This is a genomic window from Rothia nasimurium, from assembly GCF_035916755.1.
In the GTDB taxonomy this organism is placed as follows: Bacteria; Actinomycetota; Actinomycetes; order Actinomycetales; family Micrococcaceae; genus Rothia.
In genome coordinates, this window is record NZ_JAYWIX010000001.1 from 280,240 (window position 1) to 306,457 (window position 26,218).

General features: G+C 60.1%; 17 protein-coding genes. 12 read left to right on the forward strand and 5 right to left on the reverse strand.

Annotation, left to right across the window (positions count from 1 at the left end; genetic code table 11):
• Window positions 1–12: 12 nt before the first annotated feature.
• Window positions 13–1,281, reverse strand: a complete 1,269-nt coding sequence (locus VSX42_RS01250; protein ID WP_326502604.1) for a dicarboxylate/amino acid:cation symporter — start codon at window positions 1,279–1,281, stop codon at window positions 13–15.
• 114 nt (window positions 1,282–1,395) lie between these two features.
• Window positions 1,396–1,824, reverse strand: a complete 429-nt coding sequence (locus VSX42_RS01255) for a hotdog fold thioesterase (RefSeq protein WP_326502605.1) — start codon at window positions 1,822–1,824, stop codon at window positions 1,396–1,398.
• Between the two features lie 81 nt (window positions 1,825–1,905).
• On the opposite strand from VSX42_RS01255, the gene polA reads away from it, so the two are divergent.
• From polA to VSX42_RS01270, 3 genes are all read left to right on the forward strand, one after another.
• Window positions 1,906–4,725 carry a DNA polymerase I gene (polA, locus tag VSX42_RS01260; RefSeq protein ID WP_326502606.1) on the forward strand — a complete coding sequence of 940 codons (2,820 nt, stop codon included), beginning with the start codon at window positions 1,906–1,908 and terminating at the stop codon, window positions 4,723–4,725.
• Between the two features lie 331 nt (window positions 4,726–5,056).
• Entirely contained in the window at window positions 5,057–6,517 is a 1,461-nt protein-coding gene (gene rpsA / locus VSX42_RS01265; RefSeq protein WP_185173001.1) for a 30S ribosomal protein S1, read from the forward strand.
• A 421-nt stretch (window positions 6,518–6,938) separates the two neighbouring features.
• A complete protein-coding gene (locus VSX42_RS01270; protein WP_326502607.1) occupies window positions 6,939–8,459 on the forward strand; it encodes an inorganic phosphate transporter in 1,521 nt (506 codons plus the stop codon).
• On the opposite strand, the gene VSX42_RS01275 is transcribed toward VSX42_RS01270, so the two are convergent.
• A complete protein-coding gene (locus VSX42_RS01275; protein WP_326502608.1) occupies window positions 8,456–9,145 on the reverse strand; it encodes a YigZ family protein in 690 nt (229 codons plus the stop codon). The genes VSX42_RS01270 and VSX42_RS01275 overlap by 4 nt on opposite strands.
• 86 nt (window positions 9,146–9,231) lie before the next feature.
• Between VSX42_RS01275 and coaE the strand changes: the two genes are divergently transcribed.
• From coaE to VSX42_RS01305, 6 genes are all read left to right on the forward strand, one after another.
• Entirely contained in the window at window positions 9,232–9,849 is a 618-nt protein-coding gene (gene coaE, locus VSX42_RS01280; protein WP_326502609.1) for a dephospho-CoA kinase, read from the forward strand.
• A 230-nt stretch (window positions 9,850–10,079) separates the two neighbouring features.
• A complete protein-coding gene (locus VSX42_RS01285; protein WP_326502610.1) occupies window positions 10,080–11,912 on the forward strand; it encodes a BCCT family transporter in 1,833 nt (610 codons plus the stop codon).
• An 85-nt stretch (window positions 11,913–11,997) separates the two neighbouring features.
• The gene (gene uvrB / locus VSX42_RS01290; RefSeq protein WP_326502611.1) at window positions 11,998–14,142 is read left to right on the forward strand and encodes an excinuclease ABC subunit UvrB; all 2,145 of its coding nucleotides are present in this window, start codon (window positions 11,998–12,000) and stop codon (window positions 14,140–14,142) included.
• Between the two features lie 90 nt (window positions 14,143–14,232).
• On the forward strand, window positions 14,233–15,441 hold the full coding sequence (locus VSX42_RS01295; protein WP_326502612.1) for an MFS transporter: 1,209 nt from the start codon (window positions 14,233–14,235) through the stop codon (window positions 15,439–15,441).
• A gap of 163 nt (window positions 15,442–15,604) precedes the next feature.
• Entirely contained in the window at window positions 15,605–16,801 is a 1,197-nt protein-coding gene (locus VSX42_RS01300; protein ID WP_326502613.1) for a TerC family protein, read from the forward strand.
• A 170-nt stretch (window positions 16,802–16,971) separates the two neighbouring features.
• Entirely contained in the window at window positions 16,972–17,373 is a 402-nt protein-coding gene (locus VSX42_RS01305) for an SdpI family protein (RefSeq protein WP_326502614.1), read from the forward strand.
• Between the two features lie 106 nt (window positions 17,374–17,479).
• Here the strand turns inward: VSX42_RS01305 and VSX42_RS01310 are convergent, their stop codons facing one another.
• Both VSX42_RS01310 and VSX42_RS01315 read right to left on the reverse strand, forming a co-directional pair.
• Window positions 17,480–18,892 carry an alpha/beta fold hydrolase gene (locus VSX42_RS01310; protein ID WP_326502615.1) on the reverse strand — a complete coding sequence of 471 codons (1,413 nt, stop codon included), beginning with the start codon at window positions 18,890–18,892 and terminating at the stop codon, window positions 17,480–17,482.
• A gap of 210 nt (window positions 18,893–19,102) precedes the next feature.
• On the reverse strand, window positions 19,103–21,706 hold the full coding sequence (locus tag VSX42_RS01315) for a DEAD/DEAH box helicase (protein ID WP_326502616.1): 2,604 nt from the start codon (window positions 21,704–21,706) through the stop codon (window positions 19,103–19,105).
• A gap of 345 nt (window positions 21,707–22,051) precedes the next feature.
• Between VSX42_RS01315 and VSX42_RS01320 the strand changes: the two genes are divergently transcribed.
• The 3 genes from VSX42_RS01320 to VSX42_RS01330 all read left to right on the forward strand — a co-directional run bounded on the left by VSX42_RS01320 (window position 22,052) and on the right by VSX42_RS01330 (window position 26,171).
• Window positions 22,052–23,710: an ABC transporter ATP-binding protein gene (locus tag VSX42_RS01320; protein WP_326502617.1), complete on the forward strand. Its 1,659-nt coding sequence runs from the start codon at window positions 22,052–22,054 to the stop codon at window positions 23,708–23,710.
• A complete protein-coding gene (locus tag VSX42_RS01325) occupies window positions 23,703–25,445 on the forward strand; it encodes an ABC transporter ATP-binding protein (RefSeq protein ID WP_326502618.1) in 1,743 nt (580 codons plus the stop codon). Before VSX42_RS01320 ends, VSX42_RS01325 begins: the two co-directional genes overlap by 8 nt.
• Window positions 25,446–25,541: 96 nt before the next feature.
• Complete coding sequence (locus tag VSX42_RS01330; RefSeq protein WP_326502619.1) at window positions 25,542–26,171, forward strand: cation transporter; 630 nt, start codon at window positions 25,542–25,544, stop codon at window positions 26,169–26,171.
• The last annotated feature ends 47 nt before the right edge of the window (window positions 26,172–26,218 follow it).

Consider the following 26,218-nt stretch of genomic DNA (forward strand, 5'->3'; position numbering starts at 1 on the left):
GTGAACTGGAGGTTAGTGGGCTGCTGCCAGGCTACCGTTGCGCTCGTCGGTCTCGGGCAGGTCGTCCTCGTCCGCGCCGAAGGCTTTAGCCACGCGCTCGGTGAGTGAGGCGATAGCGGCGTCGCCGGTGACGTTGGTGGCGGTGCCGAAGGAGTCCTGGGCCAGGTAGAGGGCGATCATGAGGGCGACCATGGATTCATCAAAGCCCAGCATGGACTGGAGCAGGCCGATAGCGGTCATCACAGCGCCGCCGGGAACGCCGGGAGCTGCAACCATCATGAGACCCAGAACCAGAACCACGGGGATCATGGCGGTGAAGCTGAGGGAGCCGCTGGTCATGTACACCACTGCAACCGCGCAGGAGGTAATGGTGATCATGGAGCCTGAGAGGTGGATGGTGGCGCAGAGGGGGATCGCGAAGTCTACAATCTTGCCCTTGATACCCACGTTCTTAGCGGACGCCACGGTCACGGGGATAGTGGCAGCTGATGACTGGGTGCCAATCGCGGTGAAGTAGGCGGGCAGCATGCCGCGCAGCATGGCGATGGGGTTGCGCTTGGAGGCGGCGCCGGCGACGGTGTACTGGAGCGCCAGCATGATCCAGTGCAGGATGATGACCATGATGAAGACCTTGCCGAAGACCGCAAGAATCTGGCCGACCTGGCCTGCCATGGTCATGTTGGCGAAGACGCCGACGATGTGGACGGGCAGCAGGGGGATGATGACGTAGCCCAGGAGCTTTTCGATGATGGTCTGGAAGTCCTGGAAGAGGTTCAGCATGTTCTTGCTGTTCAGGGCGGTGATGCCCAGGCCCATGATGAAGGCCAGAATCAGGGCGCTCATGACCGACATGATGGGGTCGAGAGTGAATTCCAGATAGCCGGCTGAGAGAGCTTCTTCGGGGTTTTCGAAGGCGGTGAGCTGCTGGCCCTTGAGGATGATGGGGTAGATAAAGTGAGCCACGGTCACGGCAAGGAAGCCCGCTGTGATGGAGGAGGTGTAGGCCAGGCCCACGGTGGTGCCGAGCAGTTTGCCTGCGCCCTTAGCCAGTGAGCCGATACCGGGCACGATGAAGCCGATGATAATCAGCGGAATCGCGAAGCTCAGGAAGGCGCTAAAAACAGTGGAGAAGGAGACAAAGAGCTGGACGACGAAGTCGGTGGGAATGGCTGTTCCCAGGGCGTCGTTGATGCCGGAGGTGAGGCCGGGGGTGAAGGCACCGATGAGGATACCGCCGATGATAGCGACGATAATCCACACGAGCAGAGGAATCTTCTTCATGGGGTTCCTTGGTGTTGTGTGGTCTTATGTGCGTTTGCACGGACTGTCAGTTTATCAGGACGCTGCCAGAGGTGCCCGGAGCTAAGGGGCAGACGCCGGGGCTGGGGCAGATTGCTAGGGCAGGTCGATGATGTTATTGGTAATGCGGGCGGTAGCAATGAGCTTGCCCGCCTCGTTGGTGATATCAATGGCGTGGACGCAGACGGTGCGGCCCAGGTTGACCGCCCGGCAAGTCGCGGTGACGGTACCGGAACGAACCGGGCGCAGGTGGGTGATGTTCAAATCAACGCCCACAGCAGCCTTCTTCTGCTCTGCCACCGAAAGAAAAGCAGAGATAGACCCCAGGGTTTCTGCCAGGGCGGCAGAGGCGCCCCCGTGAAGCAGGCCCACCGGCTGGGTGTTGCCCTCCACCGGCATGGTGGCGACGGTCAGTTCGGGGGAGGCTTCGAGAATAGTGATGTCCAGCTTCTGCGCCAGGGCCCCTGCCCCTAGCCGTTCAAGTATCTGCTGGTAGCGGGCGTCCTGCTCCTGGGGCTCGGTCATGGGTGCTCCTTAGAAAATAGGGGGGGGAGATTGTCTGCCTTCAATCGTAGGGCAGGGGCAGACGGTAGGATGGTAGGCGTGATGACTAGACCTGAAACTTCTGCACCTGCACCCGGTAAGCTCATGCTCATTGACGGGCATTCACTGGCTTTCCGTTCTTTCTACGGCACCCCGGTGGATGTCTTTGTGAATACCGAGGGCCAACACACCAACGCGGTTCACGGCTTCCTCTCAACCCTGATTTCTCTGATTAAAAATGAGCAGCCCAGCCACATTATTGTGGCCTTTGACCTCTCCGGTGGAACCTTCCGCACCGAGGAATACGGTGAGTATAAGGGCGGGCGAAATGAGACCCCGCAGGAGTTCTTTGGTCAGATTGAGCTGATTCAGAAGGCCCTGGCGGCCCTGAACATTCCTTCGGTGACCCTGCCGCGCTATGAGGCTGACGATATTGTCGCTACCTACACCCGTCAGGGGCGGGAGGCTGGCTTTGAGGTTCAGATTGTGTCGGGTGACCGCGATGCCTTCCAGCTGGTGACCGATACCGTTACGGTGCTCTACCCGGTCACGACCGGCCCTACCAAGGGTATCCGCTACATGACCCCCGCTGCCATCGAGGAAAAGTATAAGGTTGCACCTCACCTTTACCCTGACCTTGCTGCCCTCACCGGCGAGCAGGCAGACAACCTGCCGGGCGTGCCTGGCGTGGGCCCTGGCTTTGCCGCCAAGTGGATCAACGAATACGGTGACCTCAAGGGCGTGCTGGACAACGCTGAGAAGATTAAGGGTAAGAAGGGTGAGGCACTGCGCGAGCATATCGACGACGTGCTGCGCAACCGCCGCCTCAACCGCCTGGTGGACGACCTTGACCTGCCGGTTACCCTCGATGATGCCGAGGGCTACGGCCCTAACGCTGAGGAGCTAGAAGAGCTCTTTGATTACCTAGAGTTCAATTCCATTCGCAAACGCGTTGCTGAGCTCTTCGAAGGCATGGGGCAAACTACACCTGCGGTTGAGATTGATATTGAAACGGTTGAGTCCGTCACCAGCGCGGACGCCCTCACCGCCTTCCTGGCAGCTGCCCCCGAAGCACTCGCGGCGGTTGAACGGTCGGTCGATGTACCTGAACGCCTGGCGCAGGCCATCACCCTCTGGCCTGTTATCGATGAGCAAGTCGGTGAAAAGGGGCTGGCCCACGGCCAGGCCCTGCACGGTCTCATGCTGGTTGCCGGTGCCCGCGCAGCCTACCTTGATGTTGAGAAGCAGGCGGACGGCGTCTGCGCGGCTCTGCGCGACTGGCTGGGGGATGCGTCCGCCCCCAAAATCACCTTCGATGTTAAGCAGAACTTTAAGTCGCTAGCCGCCTACGACCTGCCCCTGGCGGGCGTCATTGAAGACCCGGTGCTCTCTTCCTACGTCTGTGGCTTTATCCCCACTGCCCGCCGGCGCGGTCACCGCGAGATGCTCGAAGACCTTACCCGCGACTACCTGGGGCAGACTTACCCTGCCGCCCCCGAGCAGGAAGACCAGGGGGAGCTCTTCTCGCTCGAACCTGCTGTCGATACCGACTACCAGGCCCTTGCCGCCCGCCATGTGCAAGAACTGGCCTACGCCCTGCACCTTGACCTGGTTGCTAAAAACCAGCTCGGCCTCTATGAAGAAATTGAGCTGCCGGCTGCGTCAGCCCTGGCCCGTATGGAAATCGCCGGTGTAGCCATCGACGCCAGCGCCATCTCGGAACTTAAGGGCTACTACGGCGAACACGTCACCCGCGCCACCGACGCGGCCTACGAGATTCTGGGCCACGAGGTCAACCTTTCGTCCCCCAAGCAGCTGCAGGGTGTCCTCTTCGACGAGCTGGGCCTACCGACCACCCGCAAGCTCAAGAGCGGCTACTCCACCGATGCCGACTCGCTCGCGGGAATCCTTGGGCAGGTAGACCCCGAGAGTCGGGGGGCCTCCTTCCTGGGCGAGCTGCAAACCTACCGTGACTACACCAAGCTCAAGCAGACCGTTGAGGGGCTGGGTAAGGCAACTGCCGCGGATGGCCGCATCCACACCACCTACCAGCAGAATATTGCAGCTACTGGTCGCCTTTCATCAACCGATCCCAACCTGCAGAACATCCCGATTCGCACCGAAGAGGGCCGCAAGATCCGTGACGCCTTTGTCGTCGCCCCCGAACCGGTCGACGGCACCGACTACACCACCCTGCTGACCGCCGACTACTCCCAGATCGAAATGCGTATTATGGTGCACCTGTCGGACGACGAAGACCTCATCGCCGCTTATCAGGCGGGGGAGGACCTGCACCGCTTCGTCGGTTCAGAGGTCTTTGGAGTAGCGCCAGAAGACGTGACCCCCGAGATGCGCTCTAAGGTCAAGGCTATGAGCTACGGCCTTGCCTACGGCCTCTCACCCTTTGGCCTGTCAAAGCAGCTGGGCATTAGCGTGGACGAAGCGACCAGCTTGCGCACCAACTACTTCCAGCGATTCGGTAAGGTCGGTAGGTTCCTTCGCTCCATCGTGCGCGAGGCTCACAAGACCGGCTACACCGAGACCATGTTTGGCCGCCGCCGCGCCCTGCCCGATTTGGCCTCCTCCAACCGTCAGCGCCGCGAAGCCGCTGAACGCGCAGCGCTCAACTCACCCATTCAGGGAACTGCCGCCGACATCATCAAAATCGCCATGATTAACATCGACGAACGCCTGCGCCGCGAAAACCTGGCCACCCGCATACTCCTGCAGGTACACGACGAACTGATCCTCGAAGTTGCTGCGGGTGAAGAAAAGCTTGCCGAGGCCATTCTGGTTGAAGAAATGAGTGGGGCGGCCTCCCTGCGCGTCCCCCTGGATGTACAGGTTGGCTGGGGCCGCTCCTGGCACGAGGCAGGGCACTAGTAGGGCAGGTAAAAGGTGCGCGGACGCCGGTGCAACACACCCGGGCGCGGGTTAAGACCAACATCACCCCACTTTCCCGTGAACACGCGGTGAAAACGCCCACCAAACCATTGACCGGCACCCGCACGCGCCCTAGACTTGAATCTGTGCGTGTACAGTGCCCGCTTCGGCGTGCGCACGGCACCCGCACACTATATTGTCCGTATCAACGCTCAATACAGAGAACCATGCGGACCTTACCCTGCCCACAGCCACAAGCTGTACTGCGGGACCCAGTAAGGCCTTGCCTGTATTGACCTAGAAAACTATCCATATTGGAGCCCTACTCTCTATGAGCACCAACGTTCCCCAGGTTGCAATCAACGACATCGGCAACGAAGAAGAATTCCTCGCAGCAGTCGACGCAACCATCAAGTACTTCAACGACGGCGATCTCGTTTCAGGCGAAGTTGTCAAGGTTGACCACGACGAGGTTCTGCTCGACATCGGTTACAAGACCGAAGGCGTCATCCCCTCACGTGAACTTTCCATCAAGCACGACGTAGATCCCGACGAAGTTGTTTCTGTTGGTGACACCGTTGAAGCTCTTGTCCTCACCAAGGAAGACAAGGAAGGCCGTCTGATTCTCTCCAAGAAGCGCGCACAGTACGAGCGCGCCTGGGGCGACATCGAGAAGGTCAAGGAAGAAGACGGCGTCGTTACCGGTACCGTCATCGAGGTCGTCAAGGGTGGTCTTATCCTCGACATCGGCCTGCGTGGCTTCCTCCCCGCTTCACTCGTCGAAATGCGTCGCGTCCGTGACCTTGCACCCTACATCGGCCAGGAAATCGAAGCCAAGATCATCGAGCTCGACAAGAACCGCAACAACGTTGTTCTGTCACGCCGTGCATGGCTCGAGCAGACCCAGTCAGAGGTCCGCTCAACCTTCCTCAACCAGCTCGAAAAGGGCCAGGTTCGTACCGGCGTTGTCTCCTCCATCGTTAACTTCGGTGCCTTCGTTGACCTCGGCGGCGTTGACGGTCTCGTCCACGTATCCGAGCTCTCCTGGAAGCACATCGACCACCCCTCAGAGGTTGTCGAAGTTGGCGACGAAGTCACCGTTGAGGTTCTCCTCGTTGAGCACGACCGTGAGCGCGTCTCACTGTCACTGAAGGCTACCCAGGAAGATCCCTGGCAGGCATTCGCTCGCACCCACGCACTGGGTCAGGTTGTACCCGGTAAGGTCACCAAGCTCGTACCCTTCGGCGCATTCGTTCGTGTTGAAGACGGCATCGAAGGCCTCGTCCACATCTCCGAACTCGCCGTTCGCCACGTGGACCTGGCAGAGCAGGTTGTCTCTGTCGGTGACGAACTGTTCGTCAAGGTTATCGACATCGACCTCGACCGTCGCCGTATCTCCCTGTCACTGAAGCAGGCCAACGAAGGTGTAGACCCCGAGTCCACCGAGTTTGACCCCGCTCTCTACGGCATGGCTGCAGAATACGACGAAGAAGGCAACTACAAGTACCCCGAGGGCTTCGACCCCGAGACCAACGAATGGCTCGAAGGCTTCGAAACCCAGCGTGCAGCATGGGAGCAGCAGTACGCTGACGCCCAGGCTCGCTGGGAAGCTCACAAGGTACAGGTTGCTAAGGCCCTCGAAGCCGACGCAGAAGCAGCAGCTGCTGCCCCCGCGTCCGCTCCCGCCGAAGCTGCACCCACCTCATACTCATCCGAGAAGCCTGCCGAAACCGGCACCCTGGCTTCCGATGAGGCACTTGCGGAACTCCGCAAGAAGCTGACTGGCAACTAGTAGGTGAAGGAAGCGGAGTTCCGATTCCAGCGAAGATTTATTTCCTCGCGCGCTCGGAATCTTCGCTTCCATCCCCGCAAGAAGCTGACTGGCAACTAATTCTTTGAATTAGGCCAAGCATAAAGGGCCCTTTCCACCTTCGGGTGGGCGGGGCTCTTTTGTTTTTCCCGCTTTTATGAGGACGCCGAGAGTAGGGGCAGGCTCATACCTATAGTTCATGCACAGGCTAGAGCTAGTTAACCTTGTGTTAACCTTTTGCCCAGACTATTAACAGGGCTCAAAATTTGCCTTAAGACCGTATGAAAACAACCTCAAAGGGGGACTCGTGAATTCCAGCGCGAATTCGGGTTCACAACTTGCAACTCCCGCGTTGCAGCGTGATACCACCGATAAATGGTGGCACCTCGCCTTCGGCAGCCTCATGGCTGTCGCACTCACAATCTTCACCTTCTGGTCACTCAACTACGTCGCCCAGGAATCACGCACTTTCGTCCTCATTGCCGCTGTGCTTCTGGGCCTCTTCATGGCCTTCAACATCGGCGGTAACGACGTAGCGAACTCCTTCGGAACCTCCGTAGGCGCGGGTACCCTGACCATCAAGCAGGCCCTGCTCATTGCGGCTGTCTTCGAGGTATCAGGCGCTGTGGTCGCTGGCGGTTCGGTCACCGACACCGTGCGTTCAGGCATCGTTGACCTTGGGGCCATCGACCTGGACCCCATGCAGTTTGTCTATATCATGATGGCCGCCCTGCTGGGTGCCGCTATCTGGTTGCTGGTTGCAACCAAGATGGGCTGGCCCGTCTCCACCACCCACTCCATCATCGGCGGTATCGTCGGCGCTGCCTTGACCACCGGGTTCACCACTGGCGCAGGCGGCCTGGATATGGTGCAGTGGAACAAGATCGGCCAGATCGCTATCTCCTGGGTTCTTTCACCGGTCTTGGGCGGCCTATTCGCCTGGCTGCTCTTTGGCTTCATCAAGAAGTACATTCTGGGCTACAACGAGAAGGTCGATGCGGCCATGCTCGAAATCAAGAAGCACCAGGAAGAAGAGCGCGCGGCCCACACCCCCCACGATGGTTTCCAGCGAATCACTGACCTGCAGGCGGACGCCTACGCCAACGCTATGCTGCGCAAGAAGAAGTTCAAGCTCAAGAAGCTTGACCCCGAGGCCCCCGAGAGCGAGTACTACCGTCAGGTGCACAAGCTTGATGTGAAGGCTAAGCGCTCTGACTCCCACCGGGCACTTGAGGTGTACGTACCCATCCTGGCTGCCTTTGGTGCCGCCCTGATTGCCGCCATGCTGCTTTTCAAGGGTCTGGATAACCTGGAACTGGGTATCTCGACCATGGGTAACGTCATGATTATGGTGATGGTTGCTGCTATCGCCTGGGTGAGCGTCTCTGTCTTTGCCCGTAGCCTGCAGAAGCAGGAGCTCTCCCGCGCAACCTTCACCATCTTTGCCTGGTTGCAGGTCTTCACCGCAGCTGCCTTCGCCTTTAGCCATGGTGCCAACGACATCGCCAACGCGATCGGTCCCTTCGTCGCCATCCTCGATGTGCTCAAGACCGGTGCTATCGGTGAAGAAGCAGTTGTACCCGTGCCTGCCCTGGTGACCTTCGGCATCGCCCTGATCGTGGGCCTGTGGTTCGTTGGCCGTAACGTGATTGCTACTGTCGGTCACGGTCTGACCAAGATGCACCCGTCCTCGGGCTTCGCAGCAGAACTTGCTGCCGCCGGCGTTGTCATGACTGCATCGGTTCTGGGTCTTCCTGTTTCGTCCACCCACATCCTGATTGGTGCGGTGCTGGGCGTCGGTATCGTCAACCGTTCAGCTAACTGGAAGCTCATGCGACCCATTGCCCTTGCCTGGATCATCACCCTGCCCATCTCAGCCGCTATTGGCGCGGTAGGTGTGCTGGCTATTTCAGTAATCTTCTAGGCTAGATCAACCCACTGGGTTTGACCCCACGAAATGTGCCCTGCGCCGGCTGTCAGCTCGGCCAGGGCCTTTTCTGTGTCTTCAAGGGTTGCCTTATCGTCAAAAACGCCCAGGGTGATGTGGGCGCCGCTGGCTGTGTAATCTGTACCCAGCACCGTGTAGCCCAGGGCACGCAGGTCGTTCTCGAAGCGTCCTGCCTCGGCGTGGGAGGCGGTGACGGTTCCCAGCCGCAGGCGTTCGCGCGGTACCAGGGCAGCGGCGTCTAGGGTGGCGACCACCGCGTCCGTATAGGCGCGCACCAGTCCGCCGGCACCCAGCTTGATGCCACCGAAATAGCGCACCACCACAGCGCAGATATCGGAGAGGTCGGTGGTTTCGCCGTTGCGCCCTTCGGTGCGACGGGCCAGCAGGGCCTGGAGCATGGGAATTCCCGCGGTGCCTGCGGGCTCGCCGTCGTCGTTGGAGCGCTGGGTCTGCCGGTCTGCCCCGATGATAAAAGCAGAACAGACATGGCGGGCGTCGTGGTAGGCCTTGCGCTTGGACTCAATAAAAGCACGGGCCTCTTCTTCAGTTTCCACGCGCTGAACATAGCCGATGAACTCACTGCGCTTGATTTCTAGCAGGTGCCGGGTCTCCTTGTGGGTGGCGAGCACGGTGTAGCGGTTGGCACGGGTTTCATCAGTCATGGTGTCTATTCTAGTGTGCGGTGGTCGCGGCGCGTAGGCTGGTGGGAGCGGGTACCGTACCCGGTGTTAGAGACGAAAGGACGCCTGTGGTTGCGAGAATTGGTCTGACCGGCGGTATCGGGTCGGGTAAGTCGACGGTGGCGAAGATGCTGGTGGAGTGTGGGGCTGTGCTGATTGACGCCGATGCTATTTCCCGTCAGCTGATGGAGCCGGGCCAGCAGGTGTTGGCTGAGACCGTCCGCGCTTTTGGTGAGGGTATTTTGACCCCTAACGGTGAGCTTGACCGGGCTGCCCTGGCGGCCCTGGTCTTTGCGGACGAGTCTGCCCGCGCCCGTCTGAACGCCATCGTGCACCCGGCGGTGCGGGCTGAAGCTGCGCGGCAGCGTGAGGCGGCGGTGCAGAAACTGGGGGAGGGGGCTGTCATTGTTGAGGATATCCCCCTGCTGGCCGAGACAGGCCAGGCAGCAGACTTTGATGCGGTGATTGTGGTTGAGACGCAGCACGGGGAGCGGCTGCGCCGCCTAGTTGAGGTGCGCGGTATGAATGAGGCGGACGCCCGCGCCCGCATTGCTGCGCAGGCCAGCGACGAGCAGCGCCGGGCCATTTCTACCTGGGTCATTGATAATTCGGGAAGCCTGGAGTGCACTGCTGCGCAGGTGGGTGAGGTCTTTGCCAAAATCACAGCGGGTTCTGGTGATGAATAAAATTTATGCAGCAGGAAATTGAACTATAAGTCTAAAGAAGTGCTGCGTGACGACTGGAAACAGTTGAGAACAGCGTCCGTTAGTAAAATCAACCGGTTAGCTATCACCTGGAAATTGACCCCAAGCCCGCTTATTATTGATATGTTGCCCAGAGACCGGGTAGCCGCCGTGCGGGCGGTGGATGCAAGGGGCCCGCATGGTTACACTCTTACTTCCACCGGGATAATCCTGTGCTGAACAAGCTACACGACAGACTAGGGCTGCGAACTAGCCCTGTCATTTTCTTCTCATCTGCACTCTTTATCATCGTCTTCACTCTCCTCATGATGGTCTTCCCAACGGCCATGTCCAACGGTATTGGCGTGATTTCAGATTTCATCATCACCTACCTGGGCTGGGTCTACACCCTGGGTATTGCCATCTTCTTTTTCTTCTTGATTTACATGGCCATGAGCCGCTTTGGCCGCATCAAGATCGGCGAAGATGATGCTGAACCCGAGTACTCCGGCCTGGCCTGGTTCGGTATGCTCTTTGCTGCCGGTGTGGGCGCCGTCCTACTCTTCTGGGGTGCTGCAGAGCCTATCACCCACTACGCTAACCCGCCCTACGACGGGGTAGAACCCCAGTCGGATCATGCAGCGCTCGAAGCTCTTGCTATTGCTAACTGGCACATTGGCCTGGGCGTCTGGATTATTCTCACCATCCCAGCCCTAGCCTTCGGTTACTTCACCTACAAGCGCAAGCTGCCCCCGCGCGTTTCCTCCATTTTCCAGCCCCTGCTGGGCGAGCGGATCCACGGACCCATCGGCAAGACCATCGACTCGGTTGCCATTGTTTCTACCGTCTTCGGTATTGCGGTTTCGGTGGGTCTGGGTGCCCTGCAGATTAACTCGGGTATGGGCATCATGTACGGTGTGCCCCTGGGCGGCTGGATCCAGGCAGCGATCGTCGCCGTGATTACCGCAGCCGGTATCACTTCCGTCATGATGGGGCTCGATAAGGGCGTTAAGCGCCTGTCCTACATCAACATTCTGCTGGCCATTGCCCTGATGCTCTTTATCCTGATGACCGGAGCGACCCGCTTCGTCACTCTGGGTACTATTGAGTCAGCTGGCTACTTCCTGCAGAAGCTACCCGTGATGATGCTCTTCAATGATGCCTTTGCCGATACCGGTTGGGTTGGATCCTGGACCGTTTTCTACTGGGCGTGGACCGTTACCTGGGCACCCTTCGTAGGCCTCTTTATTGCCAAGATTTCTCAGGGTCGCACCATCCGCCAGTTTGTGGTCGGCGTGCTGGCTGCCCCCACCACCTTTACCCTGATTTGGGTGGGTGTCTTTGGGCTGAGCGCCTTCAATATTGAGCGCAACGAAAACGGAACCCTGGTGCAGACCGTCGTAGAGCAGGGGGATATTCCTGCTGCTCTCTTTGAATTCCTGGGCCATTTCCCGCTCTACCAGGTGGTCGCTGCGGTGACCCTGGTGGTCATCACCATCTTCTTTATTACCTCCATCGACTCAGCTGCTCTGGTGATGGACGCGATTGCCAATGGCCATGAGGACCCGGCTCCTGTTAAGCAGCGTATCTTTTGGGCCGCTTCAATCGGCGTTGTATCGGCTTCCATTCTGGTAGCGGCAGGCGATAATGGCCTGACCGCCCTGCAGAACGTCATTATTGTGATTGGCTTCCCGGTCTGGCTTATTGGCTTCATGCAGATGTGGATGCTGGTGCGCGCCCTGCGCGAGGATGCCGGTGAGCTTCCTCCCATGCGTACCCGCCAGTGGAAGCAGGTTATCCCCATCGAGGAATACCACCGCCGTGCCCAGGAAGACTTCTCATCGATTGAAGAAGTCACTATCCGCCCCGAGTACGAGCTGGGCACCGAACCAGAGTTTGAGGGTCTGGTTCCCAACACCGGTCAGATTCCTGTGGTAACGGCTGAAGATATTGCCGAGGACGCCGCCGCGAAGAAAGCAGCCTCAAAGCCGGCTGAAGAGCAGGGCACCCATACCGCTGTAGTCACCGGTGACCTGCCCGCTACCGACATCGACCCGAAGAAGTAAGGTCTAAGCGACCGCTTGTTAGCCCCCGATGAAACTAGTACATATGTTCTAGTTTTGTCGGGGGTTTTTCGGTAGGGTAGAGGGCATGAGCCTTGCCCAAGAAATTAACCGCGTCGTTGCACCTTTTGAAGTCGTCTCTGAGTATCAGCCGGCTGGCGACCAGCCCAAGGCAATCGCGGAGCTGACCGAACGCGTCCAGAACGGTGAAAAAGACATCGTGCTCATGGGTGCCACCGGTACCGGTAAATCTGCAACGTCTGCCTGGCTCATTGAGGCCGTCCAACGCCCCACCCTGGTCATGGTGCAAAACAAGACCCTGGCTGCCCAGCTAGCTAACGAACTGCGCGAGCTGCTGCCCAACAACGCTGTTGAGTACTTCGTCTCCTACTACGACTACTACCAGCCCGAAGCCTACGTGCCGCAGACCGATACTTTCATCGAAAAAGACTCCTCCATCAACGAAGAAGTCGAACGCCTGCGCCACTCCGCCACCAACTCCCTGCTGACCCGCCGCGATGTCGTGGTGGTTGCTACCGTCTCCTGCATCTACGGCCTAGGTACCCCCGAAGAATACGTTGCCCAGATGGTGACCCTGCGCCAGGGCGAAGAAATCGACCGGGACGAGCTGCTGCGTCGTTTCGTCTCCATGCAGTATGCCCGCAACGACCTAGACTTCCACCGCGGCACCTTCCGTGTGCGCGGCGATACCGTCGAAATCATCCCCATGTACGAAGAAAACGCGATCCGTATCGAGTTCTTCGGCGACGAAATCGAAGCTATCTACACCCTGCACCCGCTTACCGGCGAGGTCATCCGCGAAGAAACCGAAATGTATGTCTTCCCGGCCTCCCACTACGTCGCCGGCGCCGAACGCATGGCCCGAGCCATTGCGTCCATCGAGGACGAGCTGCGAGACCGCCTACAGGAGCTGGAGTCCCAGAACAAACTGGTTGAAGCCCAGCGCCTGCGCATGCGCACCCAGTACGACCTTGAGATGATGGAGCAGATGGGCTTCTGCAACGGTATCGAAAACTACTCCAGCCACATCGACGGGCGCGCTCGCGGCACAGCCCCGCACTGCCTGCTGGACTACTTCCCCGATGACTTCCTGCTGATTGTCGACGAATCCCACGTGACCATTCCCCAGATTGGTGCCATGTTTGAGGGCGATATGAGTCGCAAGCGAACCCTGGTCGAGCACGGCTTCCGCCTGCCCTCAGCTATGGACAACCGCCCCCTCAAATGGGAGGAATTCCTCGATCGCATCGGCCAGACCGTCTACCTCTCAGCTACCCCCGGTAAGTACGAGCTAGCTCAGGCCGACGGGGTAGTGGAGCAGATTATTCGTCCCACCGGCCTGGTCGACCCCGAAATCGTGGTTAAGCCGACCGAGGGGCAGATTGACGACCTGCTTGAAGAGATCCGTTTGCGGGTAGAGCGCGACGAGCGCGTGCTGGTCACGACCCTGACCAAACGTATGGCTGAGGACCTCACCGACTACCTGCTGGAACACGGGGTTAAGGTGCAGTACCTGCACTCTGATATTGATACCCTACGCCGCGTGGAGCTTCTCAGCGAGTTGCGCCAGGGCGTCTTCGACGTACTGGTCGGTATTAACCTGCTGCGTGAGGGCCTAGACCTGCCCGAGGTTTCCCTGGTCGCTATTTTGGACGCTGACAAGCAGGGCTTCTTGCGCTCCACTACCTCACTGATTCAGACCATCGGCCGAGCCGCCCGTAACGTGGGCGGTCAGGTGCACATGTACGCCGATAAAATCACCGACTCCATGCGCACCGCTATCGACGAAACCAACCGTCGCCGCGAGATCCAGCAGGCCTACAACCGCGAGCACAGCATCGACCCCCAGCCCCTGCGCAAGAAAATTGCCGATATCACCGACGCCCTGGCTCGGGAATCAGAAGACACCGCAGAGCTCCTTGCCGCCCGCAAGGGGGCATCGGGCAAGCTGGCTCCGGTCAAGAAGGGCACCAAGTATGCGGCGACCAGCTCCGAAGCCGAAGAGCTCTTCAAGAAGGCAGAGGCCCGGGTGCGTCAGGACGGCCTTGCGGCAGCTCCCGCCGAAGACCTGCTGGGTCTGATCGAAGAGATGCACGCCCAGATGATGCAGGCCGCCGAAGAACTCAAGTTCGAGCTTGCGGGTCGCCTGCGCGATGAAATTGCCGACCTGAAGAAGGAGCTACGCGCTATGCAGGAAGCCGGGCACGCCTAGAAGGGCAGGAGAAATCCCGAGGCACTTCACCGACCTGTGGTCTTGGTGTAGACTGGTGCAGTTTGTGTCAGCACCACCCCGGGAGGTCCCATGAGCCAGAAAACCGCGCGTCCCAGCGTTGCCCGTATGCCGGGTATGCCCCAGATTCTGCTTACCTTCGGGCTGACCATTTGCAGTCTATCTATCCTGCTTCCAGCATCCCCCGCTTGGGCGCTCGCAGGTGGGGCAGGTTCCCTGGGGGCTGGTTCCACCAACGCGGTGCTCATGGCTGTCACCGTAGCCACCCAGTTCAGCGTCCCCGCCCTCACCCGCCGCTTCTCCTGGGCTCTTGTACTGCCGGTGGGCACCCTCTTTATGGGGCTGCCCTCCATCATTCAGGCGCTGAGCCCCGATTTGCTCAACGTCCTTGTCACCTCGGGTCTGCGCGGTATCGGCTTCGGAATTGTCACCGTCTGTTGTTCATCGGCTATGTCCTACCTTATTCCCGTTGAATACCGCGGGCGGGCCGTCGGGCTCTACGGGCTGGCAGCTGCAGGTGCCCAGATGTTCTTCACCCCCGTCGCCCCTTGGGCTCTCGATACCTTCGGGTACCGCTCGGTGATCTCAGTCGGGGCAATCGCTGCGATTGCAGCCCCTTTCGCCCTGCAGCTAGGCCGACTGGTTGATCACTTCATGGAGGAACAAAGGGCCGGCGAACAGGGGAGAGACGCCACCCCTGCAACGTCCACCGCAACCATTATTGCCCGCATATGGCCCGCGCTGCTGACCCTCACTCTCGTCACCAGTGTCGGCGGTGCCTTCATGACCTTCTCCACCGAAATCGTCCCCACTGCTACCCTGGCGACCGGGGCCCTGCTCCTGCTCTGCGCCCTGGCAACCCCCACCCGTCTCTACGGAGGTTCCCTCACCGACCGGTTTGGTACCCGCCTTCTCATGACCCCGGTGCTGGCTCTCACGGCCCTGGGCGTCGCCTTTGTCGGCTGGGTCAATGGGGCGAGCCTGCCTTCCATCATCTTCCTCCTGGCTGGCGCAACCCTGATCGGGTTCGGCTACGGCTTCCTACAGTCGGTCACCATGGTGCGCGCTCTCTCGGATGCCGGTGGGGCGGACGCCACCCAGCGGGCGTCCGTCGCCTGGAACTCCCACTTCGACATCGGCACCGGCCTGGGCTCTCTCGTCATCGGTGCCGCCGCGCAGGCGACCAGCTTTGCCGCAGCCTGGGCGGGCGCGGCCGTCCTTCTCCTGGTCTGTGTCATTATGCTCGGCCTGAAGGACGCCCGCGCGTCTGTTCAAAAGTAAGAAGATGGGTTATAGTTGTAGACCGAGCAAGGGAGTATCCCACTAATTCCTGCATCGTCAGCACGTTGACCGAAGGCGCCCAACCGGGGCAGGAAACCACCCTCAGCGGTGGTGGGAGAGACTTGTGGATTTTGGCAAACCCCAACCACAAGAAAGGCTCCCAATGCATATCACTGGGTTGCAGTGGGGTGTAACGATTGCGTTCATCCTGGCACTGCTTGCTTACGACTTCTTCTTCCACGTGCGTAAAGCGCACGAACCTACCATCAAAGAAGCAGCAATCTGGTCGGCTGTCTACGTGGGTATCGCCCTGCTCTTCGGCCTGCTCATCCTCTTCTGGGACGGCACCCAGTACGCCGCTGAATACTACGGCGGCTACATCACCGAGAAGGCCTTGAGTGTTGATAACCTCTTTGTCTTCCTGATTATCATGGCCTCCTTCCGTGTGCCGCGTGCGGACCAGCAGAAGGTTCTACTCTTCGGTATTATCTTCGCGATCATTGCCCGTACCGTCTTCATCTTCCTCGGCGCCGCCGCTATTGAGCGCTGGAGCTGGGTCTTCTACCTCTTCGGCCTCATTCTGATCTACACAGCCGGTAACCTCATCAAGGGTGAGATCACCGATAAGGAAGAAGAAGACGAAGCCAACAACATTGTGGTGCGCCTGGCTAAGAAGATGTTCCACACCGTTGACTACTACGACGGTGACAAGCTCTTCACCGTAGAAAACGGCAAGAAGGTCATGACCCCCATGCTGCTGGTCATGGTCGCTATCGGTGGTACCGATATTCTCTTCGCCCTGGACTCTATCCCCGCAATCTTCGGTCTGACCCAGGAAGCCTACATTGTTTTCACCGCCACCGCTTTCTCCCTCATGGGTCTGCGTCAGCTCTACTTCCTGATTGACGGCCTGCTGGACCGCCTCATCTACCTCTCCTGGGGTCTGTCCATCATCCTGGCCTTCATCGGTGTCAAGCTGCTACTGCACGCGATGCACGAGAACACCCTGCCCTTCATCAACGGCGGCGAACCGGTACACGTTGTTGAAGTGACCATCGGTTTCTCCCTGACCGTTATCGTCGGCGTGCTGATTGTAACCGTCCTGGCATCCCTGCTCTCACCCAAGGGCAAGGCCCTGGCAACCATCCAGCGTGTCCAGAAGTACTCCGAGGAATACCTGAACCTGCCCGAGACCGCCACTGCCGCTGAGCGCGCTGAACTCCAGCGCAAGCTCGACGCTGAGGTCGCTAAATCTCAGGAGATCCCCGAGAAGTACCGTGAGGAACTGATCGAATCCGAACACGAGTACCAGGATCTAGTCAACCGCGCTCGCAGCGCCCACGCTGAGCGTAGCGCCTAGTCGCTGATAGCTCGCGCCGGTAGGGGATTAGCCCCTATCAGGGTGCTGATGAGTAAAAGCCGCCGGCTTTCCCCGTTGCAGGGAGAGCCGGCGGCTTTTTGCTCTTGTGGTGCAGGTAATAAGAGGTTATGGTGGGGTGAATATGTTTGTCAGCGATTTATGGAGTCGGTATGTTTCCCCTTGAAGTTCTCCCCATGCCAATCAGCCTTTTGGTGCTGGCTGCCGTCTTTTGGGTGCTTGCACGTATGGGAGCTGCCGGAACTTTGAAACGGAACGGTTTCTTTGGGATTCGTACGAGCGCCACGATGCAGTCGGACGTCGCTTGGAAGGCTGGGCACAAGGCGGCGGCTCCCGGTATCCGCATTGGGGCCCTAGTGCAGCTTTTCGGTGCTGTGCTGGTGGTAGTGCTTGCTTTTACTACGCAGGATGCAGATGTTGCGGTGATTACTGGGTTGGTTGTGATGATGATGAGTGTCTTGGGTCTTTTGCTGGTCTCCACAACCACAGCAACTACTGCTGCGAACGAGGCCCATGACACCTGGAAGCGGGAACACTCTGATGACCAGAAATAGAGGTTAGAGAGCGAGGCGGATGGCGCCTCGCTTTTTTGTGGGGTGTTAATGGTAGCCTGAAGCTCGTTGAGAAGGGCCCCAGGCTACCCTGGAGTTTTTCGGGTATCTAGTGCATATCAGCCAGCAGATTCTTCAGATGGCCCAGAATCAGGGGGCCGTCCGCGCCTAGACCGTCATGGTGGTGGGTCTTGGAGGTCCACACGCGGGTATTACCCACAAACTCGGCGGTCTTCATCGAGTGGGCGTAATCCACGTACACATCGGGCACGTAGGCCGCTGCAACCAGGGGCACCTCGTTGCGGGCCAGCTGGTCGTGGTCATAGAGGCGGCCCCAGTCCTTCTTCTCAGCCAGCAGCTGGGCAACCTCAGCCAGCGGACGCAGAGCCGGGTCCTCCTCGTAATACCAGGGGAAGATATGCTCACCGGTCAGCAGCAGGGGAGAGGCGTCCTCGGCAAAGTCCGGGCGCTCCGCGTACATGCGGGCAGCAGACCAGTTCGTCGGTGAAGCGGACGGCGAGGTTCCCCCCAGCTCCTGTGCGGGGCCGTCCGCATAAATCGTCTCATGTAGCAGGCCGTAGAGGGGGCCCGCCTGGAAGCTGACCTGGGCGCTAACCTCCGTCAGGAACTGGTCAGAGAGCCACTTATCAGACTCAGCAAACGCCGACTCCAGTACATAGTGCAGGCCTCTAGCCCGGCCGTTACCCCCCAGAATATTGCCCAGCATCTGGAAGCGGTGCGGGGTCAGGCGCTCGCCGGTGGGCAGGTATTCCTTGTTTTTGGCCAGGTGCTCGCAGATGCGGACGGCCAGGTCCTTATCTTCGGGGTACCAGCCGTAGTATTCCTCGGTGCGCTCCTTCATACGGTCAAGGGTGGAGCGGTAGACGTCATCCACGTGGGAGCGGATGGGGGCAAGCCCCGCGGTCATACGGGAATCCTTGACGGACTCGGGCGCAAAGGAAAGGTAGGAGAGGGTCAAGAAGCCGCCGAAGCTCTGGCCCATGGTCGACCAGCGCTTGTCTGTGCGGTCTGCCAGCAGGAATTCACGGACGACCTCGGCATCGGCAATGATGGAATCGGCGCGGAAGAGCTCGCAGAACTCAGCCTGCACCTCGGGGGTGCCCTGGGCAGTGATGACGCGGGCAGAAAGCGGGGTGGAATTGCCGGTGCCGCGCTGGTCCAGCAGAATCAGGCGGTGGGTCTTGGCGAGTTCCTGGACCCAGCCGCCTTCAGAGATAGGGCGGGGGCTCTTGCCGCCGGGGCCGCCCTGCAGATAGACCATGTAGGGGCGCTCATCGACGGGGGTGGTGAGGGCATCAGAGGTGTCGATGACTTCGCGAGCGAAGACGGTGATGGTCTGGTCAGCAAAGCGGGATTCTAGGGCTGCCGCTTCACCCTTGCCGTAGATGAGCCCGTGGGTTAGGGGTACGGTGAACCAGTGGTCTACCAGTTTGAGGGAGTCAATGGTGTGGGTGGTGCCGACGCGGTGGGTCGGCTGGGGCAGGCGGGGGTGGGTAGGCATGGGGCTCCTTTGCACGCAAGTAAGGTCTTTCTTCTACCGATAGGCTACCCTAGCTTCCCTGCACCGGCTCTGAGGTGGTGAGTAAGAAGTTCTAATGTGACCGCTTTAGAAGTGAGAATCGCTACCCCCACCTAGTAGGGACCAGATAACTACCGATAGTACGTCATGCCCATCAGGACTTCGGTAGGAATCTGGTCCCTTATCGGGAAACTAGAAAGCCCCCACGCTCTCAATCAGCACCACGGGCGCGCCTTCCTCGTCTGAGGCGTCCAGGTCGACCCTGGCGACAATCCCGAAATCGTGGTTGTCATCGGGGTCGGCAAAGACCTGGCGTACCTTCCACACCCCGGGGTGCTCAGCCGTGTCGTCATCAATCTCAATCAGGCGCGGGGAGCGGGCCTCGGCGTCCGTATAGATATCCTCGTACTCCTCAAAGTAGTCATCCATGGCTTCAGCCCAGCGGTCGGCGTCCCAGCCCGAACGCTCGCCGTCCAGCTCACCCAGCAGGCGGTCGCGCTCGTCCGCAAAGAGCTCCACCCGGCGGAACATTGCGTTGCGCACCATCACCTTAAAGGCGCGGACGTTGCTCGTCACCTTGGGTGCAGACTCGGCAACGAGCTCTTCGAGAGAGTCCTGTACGGGGATACCTTCTTCACCGGCGGCCAGGCGCTCCCACTCGTCCACCAGGGATGAGTCGGTCTGGCGGATAACCTCGCCCAGCCACTCGATCACATCGGTCAGCTCGTCGGTTAGGGCAGATAGGGGCACGGTCTGGCGCAGGGCCTTGTAAGCGTCCGACAGGTAGCGCAGCAGAATACCCTCGGAGCGCTCCAGCCCGTAGAACTGGATGTAATCGCCAAAGCCCATGGCTCGCTCGTACATATCGCGCACCACGCTCTTGGGCTCAACCTCAAACTCCTTCATAAAGGGAGCGCCCGCCGAGTAGGTCTCAAAGGCCTGTTCTAGCAGGTCAGCCAGGGGCTGCGGGTAGGTGATTTTGTCGAGCTCAGCCATACGCTCGTTGTAGTCGAGCCCCTCAGCCTTCATCTCGGCCAGGGCCTCACTCTTAGCCTTCTTCTCCTGGCCAATCAGCACCTGGCGGGGCTTTTCCAGGGTGGACTCAATCACCGAGACCGCATCGAGAGCGTAGGACTCCGACTCCTTATCAAGCAGAGACAGCGAAGCCAGCGCGAAGGGGGAGAGCGGCTGGTTCAGGGCGAAGTTCTCCTGCAGTGAGACGGTCAGGCGCACGGTGCGGCCAAACTCGTCGGGCTCCGGCAGGCGCTCCACCACGCCCCCGTTGAGCAGCTCCCGGTAGATGCCAATCGCCTTGCGCTTGAGGGCACGCTGCTTAATCGGCGGCTCGTGGTTGGCGGTGAGGAAGAGCATGACGGTCTCAAAGGGGTCAGCCTCACGCTGCAGCATATTGAGCATCATGGAGTGGGTCATCTGGAAGGACGAGGTCAGCGGCTCGGGTTCTGCGGCAATAATCTGCTCGAAAGTCTTATCGCTCCACGCCACAAAGCCCTGCGGGGGCTTCTTCTTTTTACCCCGCAACGACTGAGCCATCTTCTTCTCATCCCCGTTGAACTTCTCCCGGGCCTTGGCCTCAAGCCGGTCGTTCTCAATCTCGTGTTCGGGGGCCTGAACCACCACGTAACCGGCCGTATCAAAGCCAGCTCGGCCCGCACGTCCTGCAATCTGGTGGAACTCACGGGACTTCAGGCGGCGGGTGCGCTGCCCGTCAAACTTCGAAAGGGCAGTCACGAGCACCGTGCGGATGGGGACGTTAATACCCACACCCAGCGTATCGGTACCGCAAATGACCTTGAGCAGACCCGCCTGGGCTAGCTGCTCCACCAGGCGGCGGTACTTGGGTAGCATGCCGGCATGGTGAATGCCGATACCGTTCTTGATGTACTTCTGCAGCTGCTTACCGAAGCCCGCCGAGTAGCGGAATCCGGCGGTCAGCTCGTTGATACGCTCCTTGTCTTCCTTAGACGCAATAGCCAGGCTCATGAGTGAAGCGGCTGTATCGATGGCCTGGAGCTGGGAGAAATGCACAATGTAGACCGGGGCCTGGTGGGTGCTCACTAGCTCGTCTACCTTCTCAACCAGGGGCTCCCGGGAGTAGGTGTAGTTGAGCGGAATGGGGCGGGTCTCACTGGTGACCAGGGAGGTCTGCCGCCCGGTGAGCTCCGTCAGCTCACGCTCAAAACGGCTGGTATCGCCCAGGGTTGCGCTCATGAGCAGGAACTGGGCCTGGGGTAGGTCAAGCAGGGGAGCCTGCCAAGCCCAGCCGCGCTGGGGGTCAGAGTAGAAATGGAACTCATCCATGACCACCTGGGTCAGGTCTGCCCCTTCACCCTCCCGCAAGACCACATTAGCCAGGATTTCGGCGGTGCAGCAGACAATGGGGGCGTCGGCGTTAATCGAAGAATCGCCGGTCACCATTCCCACGTTCTCTGCCCCAAAAATCTCACAGAGATCAAAGAACTTCTCAGACACCAGGGCCTTGATGGGGGCAGTGTAGTAGGAGCGCTGCCCGCTTGCCAGACCCATAAAGTGGGCAGCTACCGCCACGGTAGACTTGCCCGACCCGGTGGGGGTCGCCAAAATGACGTTGTTGCCCGCCGCCAAATCAAGCACAGCTTCGTCCTGGGCCGGGTACAGCTGCATACCGCGAGCCTCAATCCAAGCCAGAAAGGCCTCGTAGGCTTCATCGCCCGTAAGCGGGTTAGAGGCAAAATCGCCACGGAAATAGGGCTTGCTGTTATCGGCTAAAGAGGGGGAGAGAAAGGGAAGAATCTTCATGGTTCTTCTAGTTTAATAGACCGGTCAAGATAAAGGCGGGTATGACGCTTGTCAAACCTGCCTAGAGTGTTCTAAGGTAAAGGGCAGAACTTAACCGCATATCTAGCTCACGAAAGGAGGCCCGCGAAATGAATAATCGACCTATTCCCTTCAACAGCCTCCCCGTGGGTAGACACATCGATGGTGCGCTCGCTTCTAGCCCGACTGCCGGTTAGACGAGTACGATAACCTGACGTAGACACACCTATCGGGGCAAGCGAACCCGGTAGGTATTTTTATGCCCTGCGGGTTTTTCCCTCACACACGACCTGCACACCCGCACGCACACGTTGAAAGAGTAGCCTGATGACTGAGATGACTGAGATGACTGACGAGATAAAGACGCCCAAAGAAAAAGTTAAGTTCCGTATCGCCCCGCCGGGCTTCCGCTGGCGGCCCCTCTTCTTTCTGCCCTTCCCCCTCGATATTCTGACCTCCCTCGCCCTGGTCTTTCTGCCAGTTCTGGTAGGCACGATTATCGACCTGCACACCTCAGGCGATGAGGCAGGCGCCTGGCGACTGGTCTGGTTGCTGGTGGGCGTGGTGGTCTACCTGTCGATCGTTGAATTTGTGGGCTGGGGCATCACCTTTAGGGTAGTAGCCCGCATCGAGAGGGACTGGCGGCTCTACATCGCCCACCTAATCTCCCGCAGCCCCAACCGCGATACCGGTGCCCTCATTGCGATTTTGAATAAGGACGCCCGGGCAATGGCCGAGATGTGGGAGCCCATGATTATGGCTTTTTCTGCGGTGGGCGTGACCGCCCTGGGCACCTGGCAGCTCTGGCGCATTAGCCCGGCGATTGCGGTGGTGGCTCTGGGCGGGCTGATTCTCACCATGCTGACCCTCACCTGGATTTCCAAACTCTTGGAAAAGCACGCGGATATTTTCCGTGACAAGGTGGGGGTGTCTACCTCCCGGGCTTCAGATATTGCCTCTTCGATTCGCACTATTTTGGGCTTGGGCGCCCAGCGCCGCATGATGGACCGCTACGGGGCAACAGCCCAGGACGTCTACACCTCCCAAATCCGCCTGGAGAGCGTGCAGACCTGGTCCTACGCTGTGCGCAATCTGCTGGTGGGAACCGTGACCTGGGTAGTTATCGCCCTGGCCCTGCGGGGGGCTGCCCCTGAGGGCACCTGGATCACTGAGGTTCCGGCTGGCCAGCTGGTCACGGTGGTTGGTCTGATTAACACCCTGACCGGGCCCATCTGGTCGGTAGAGATGCTGCTCTTTGACTGGCGCAATGCCCGTGTTGCCCTCAAGCGCGTAGATAGACTTGCAGCTGAGGTTGAGGCTAACTCTCAGGTAGAGAGTAAGGACGCCCCCGCCCCGGCGACCAGCGCCGCAGCAGGGCAGGTTCTGGTTGAGATTCCCCGGGCCAGCACCCCGGTTCACTACATCAACCCGCGCGAAGCCGGGTTGCCAGCCCAGGACTACGCCGAAGCTCTGACCGAAGCCCTACGCCAAACTCAACCTGCCCCGGGCAGGGAGCAGGCGGCGGGCGTCCTCGCCGGGGGTGAGCGTGTGCTTCTTTCGGAACCCAACCCCATGATTTTTGCCGGCTCCCTGGCTGACCACCTGCAGATGGGCACCGAGGGGCTGAGCCGGGAACGCATGATTGAGCTGCTGAAGCTCACCGACTCCGAAGAAATCGCTTTCCGACTCGGTGGCCGCGACCCCGAAAAATACCTGGCCAGTACCCTGGCCTCAGAAGGCACCAACCTCTCTGGTGGCCAGCGGCAGCGCCTTGCCCTAGCCCGGGCACTGGCCCAGCCGGCGTCTGTGCTGGTGCTCACCGAACCGCTGAACTCGGTGGACGAACCCAGCCAGAAGTTCATCTTGAACCAGCTCGAAACCCATACGGGCCAGCCCGGCCCTCTCGAACACATCCGCCAGATTTACCTGGTCTCAACCACCATGGAGGTTGAGCGACGACTGAAAGCAGGTGAGGCCCGTGGCTAACCTCCTTCCCATAACCGACGGTAAGACCACCTGGCGGCTGCTGGCTCGGTCCATTCTCAAGACCCCCTGGCAGCTTGCTCTGCTGGTGTTGCTGTTTGTAGCTAGTTCCGTGGCAACCCTGATTACCCCCATCATGGTGGGGCAGCTCATTGACCGGGCTACCACCGGGCAGCTGACCGGCTACCCCTGGGCAGAGCTGGCGGTTATCGGTGCTGCTGTGCTGGCCGGGGCCCTGCTGGCCCGCGCCTGGACCTTCCAGGGCCAGAAAATGGGTGTGCGTCTCAACCGCGACCTGGGCATTGACCTGGTCGGGGCCTCCCTGCAGTTGGACGCCCAGACCGTTGAGGATGCCGGCTCCGGTGACCTGGTAGCCCGCCTGACCGACGACGTCGACAGCGTGCGCCAGGTACTGGCCACCGGCCTGCCGGAATTCGCCCATATCAGCATCTACATGCTGATTACCGCAGCTACCATCTTCACCGTCAACCCGGCCATCGGCCTGGTGACCGTGCCCATGTTTATCGTGATGACCATCGTGCTTTCGATTTTCCTACCCCGGATTGCCAAGCTCACCCGGGAAAAGACCGAGGCGGTCAGCGACCTGACCGTGGTAGCAACCGAAAACATTCGCGGTGCTGGGACCGTTGAAGAGCTGGGGATCAGTGAGGCCCGTGCCCGGGTGCAGGATGAGCGCATCTGGAAAACCTTTGAGGTCAGCGATCGCATGGTTGTGGTGCGCTCCATCTTCTGGGCCGTGGACGCCTTCAACTCCTTCCTACCCCTGGTGCTCTCCATGGTCTGGGGCGCCTACTGCGTGGAGCAGGGGTGGGCTACCTGGGGCGACGTTGCAACCGCCTCTATCATGCTCTTCACTATGCGCGAGAACTCGGATATCTTCAACTTCTGGCTCGACCGCCTGCGCGAAATGACCGTCACCATGGGGCGTGTCTTTGGTGTTATTGACCTGTCGAACCAGCAGCAGGCCCGCCGTGCCGCCGGGCAGGTATCTGCCCCGGCGCACCTGCCCGGGCAGGGCGCGTCCGCCCCGGTCATTAGTCTGCAGGGCGTGACCTACGGGTACGACCCGGACGCCCCCGTGATTAAGGGGGTTGACCTGCAGCTGGCGGCGGGGGAGAGCCTTGCCCTGGTAGGGCGCTCCGGCTCGGGTAAGACCACCCTTGCCCGCCTGATTGCCGGGTCGCTCACCGCAGATAGCGGCACCGTGCAGGTCGGCAGTCAGCTAGTGGGCAACGGTTTGTACCCCACCCAGCCCGATGCCAGCGGACGCCCCGCCCTGCTCATCTGCACCCAGGAGGCCCACGTCTTTGTCGGCTCCCTGGCCGAGAACATGACCGTGGCAGCCCCCGACGCTAGCACCGAGCAGATGCTCACCGCCTTACGGGCGGTCGGCGCGACCTGGGTCGATGACCTGCCCGAGGGGCTGGAGAGCCGGGTCGGCGGCGGTAGCACAGAGCTCACCCGCGACCAGATTCAGCAGCTGGGTCTAGCCCGCATTGTGGCTGCCAACCCCCACGCGGTGATTCTGGATGAATCAACCACCCAGCTGGAACTGGCGGACGCCCGCCAGTCCCTGGCCGCGGTAATGCAGGGCCGGGCCGTCATCATCATCTCCCACGATGCCCGCATCGCCTCACTGGCTGACCGGGCCGTGCTCCTTGAAGACGGTGAGCTGGTTGCAGAGGGTGCCCCGGCAGAAATCTTTGCCCGCGCCTAAGAAACCTCACAGGTCTAAGACGTCTGGGCTTCATTCACCCTGGCTAAGCTGCCGCCCCGCCCGAGACCCCGGGCGGGGCGGTGCTAATCTAGACCCGTGAGTTCATCTAAGCCCCTAACCGACCCCGTCCGCCTGCGCCGCGCCGTCCTGCTCGTTGCCGGTCTCAACCTGGCCTACTTCTTCATCGAGGGAGCTATCGCCCTGGCCATTGGCTCGGTCAGCCTGCTGGCCGACAGCGTAGATTTCTTCGAGGATTTTGCGGTCAATACTCTCATTGCAATCGCTCTGGGCTGGTCACTGACCTGGCAGGCGAGGGCGGGGAAAGCGTCCGCCCTCATTATCCTGCTCCCGGCCCTGGCCGCCGTCTGGCAGATCGTGGCTAAATTCCCTGACCCTGGCGCCCCCGATGCGCTCGCTCTCTTCGTTACAGCGGGCGGGGCCGTGGTGGTTAACCTCATCTGTACCCTGATTCTGGCCCGTTTCCGTGCCGGTGCCGGGTCGCTCACAGCAGCCGCCTTTTTGGCAGCTCGCAACGATGTGCTCATCAACCTCGCTATCATCGTTGTAGCCGGTCTCACCGCCTGGGTAGGTAGCGGCTGGCCTGATCTGGTACTTGGTGCCCTCATTCTGGTGCTGAACCTGGGGGCTGCCAAGGAAGTATGGGAAACCGCCCATGAGGAATCGTTGGCCGCCAAGGCCTTAGCTGGCGACCTCGATGACGACTAAGGCCCTGCTCTGAACTCGCGGGGAGCTGTCAGGGCAGGGCATCTGGT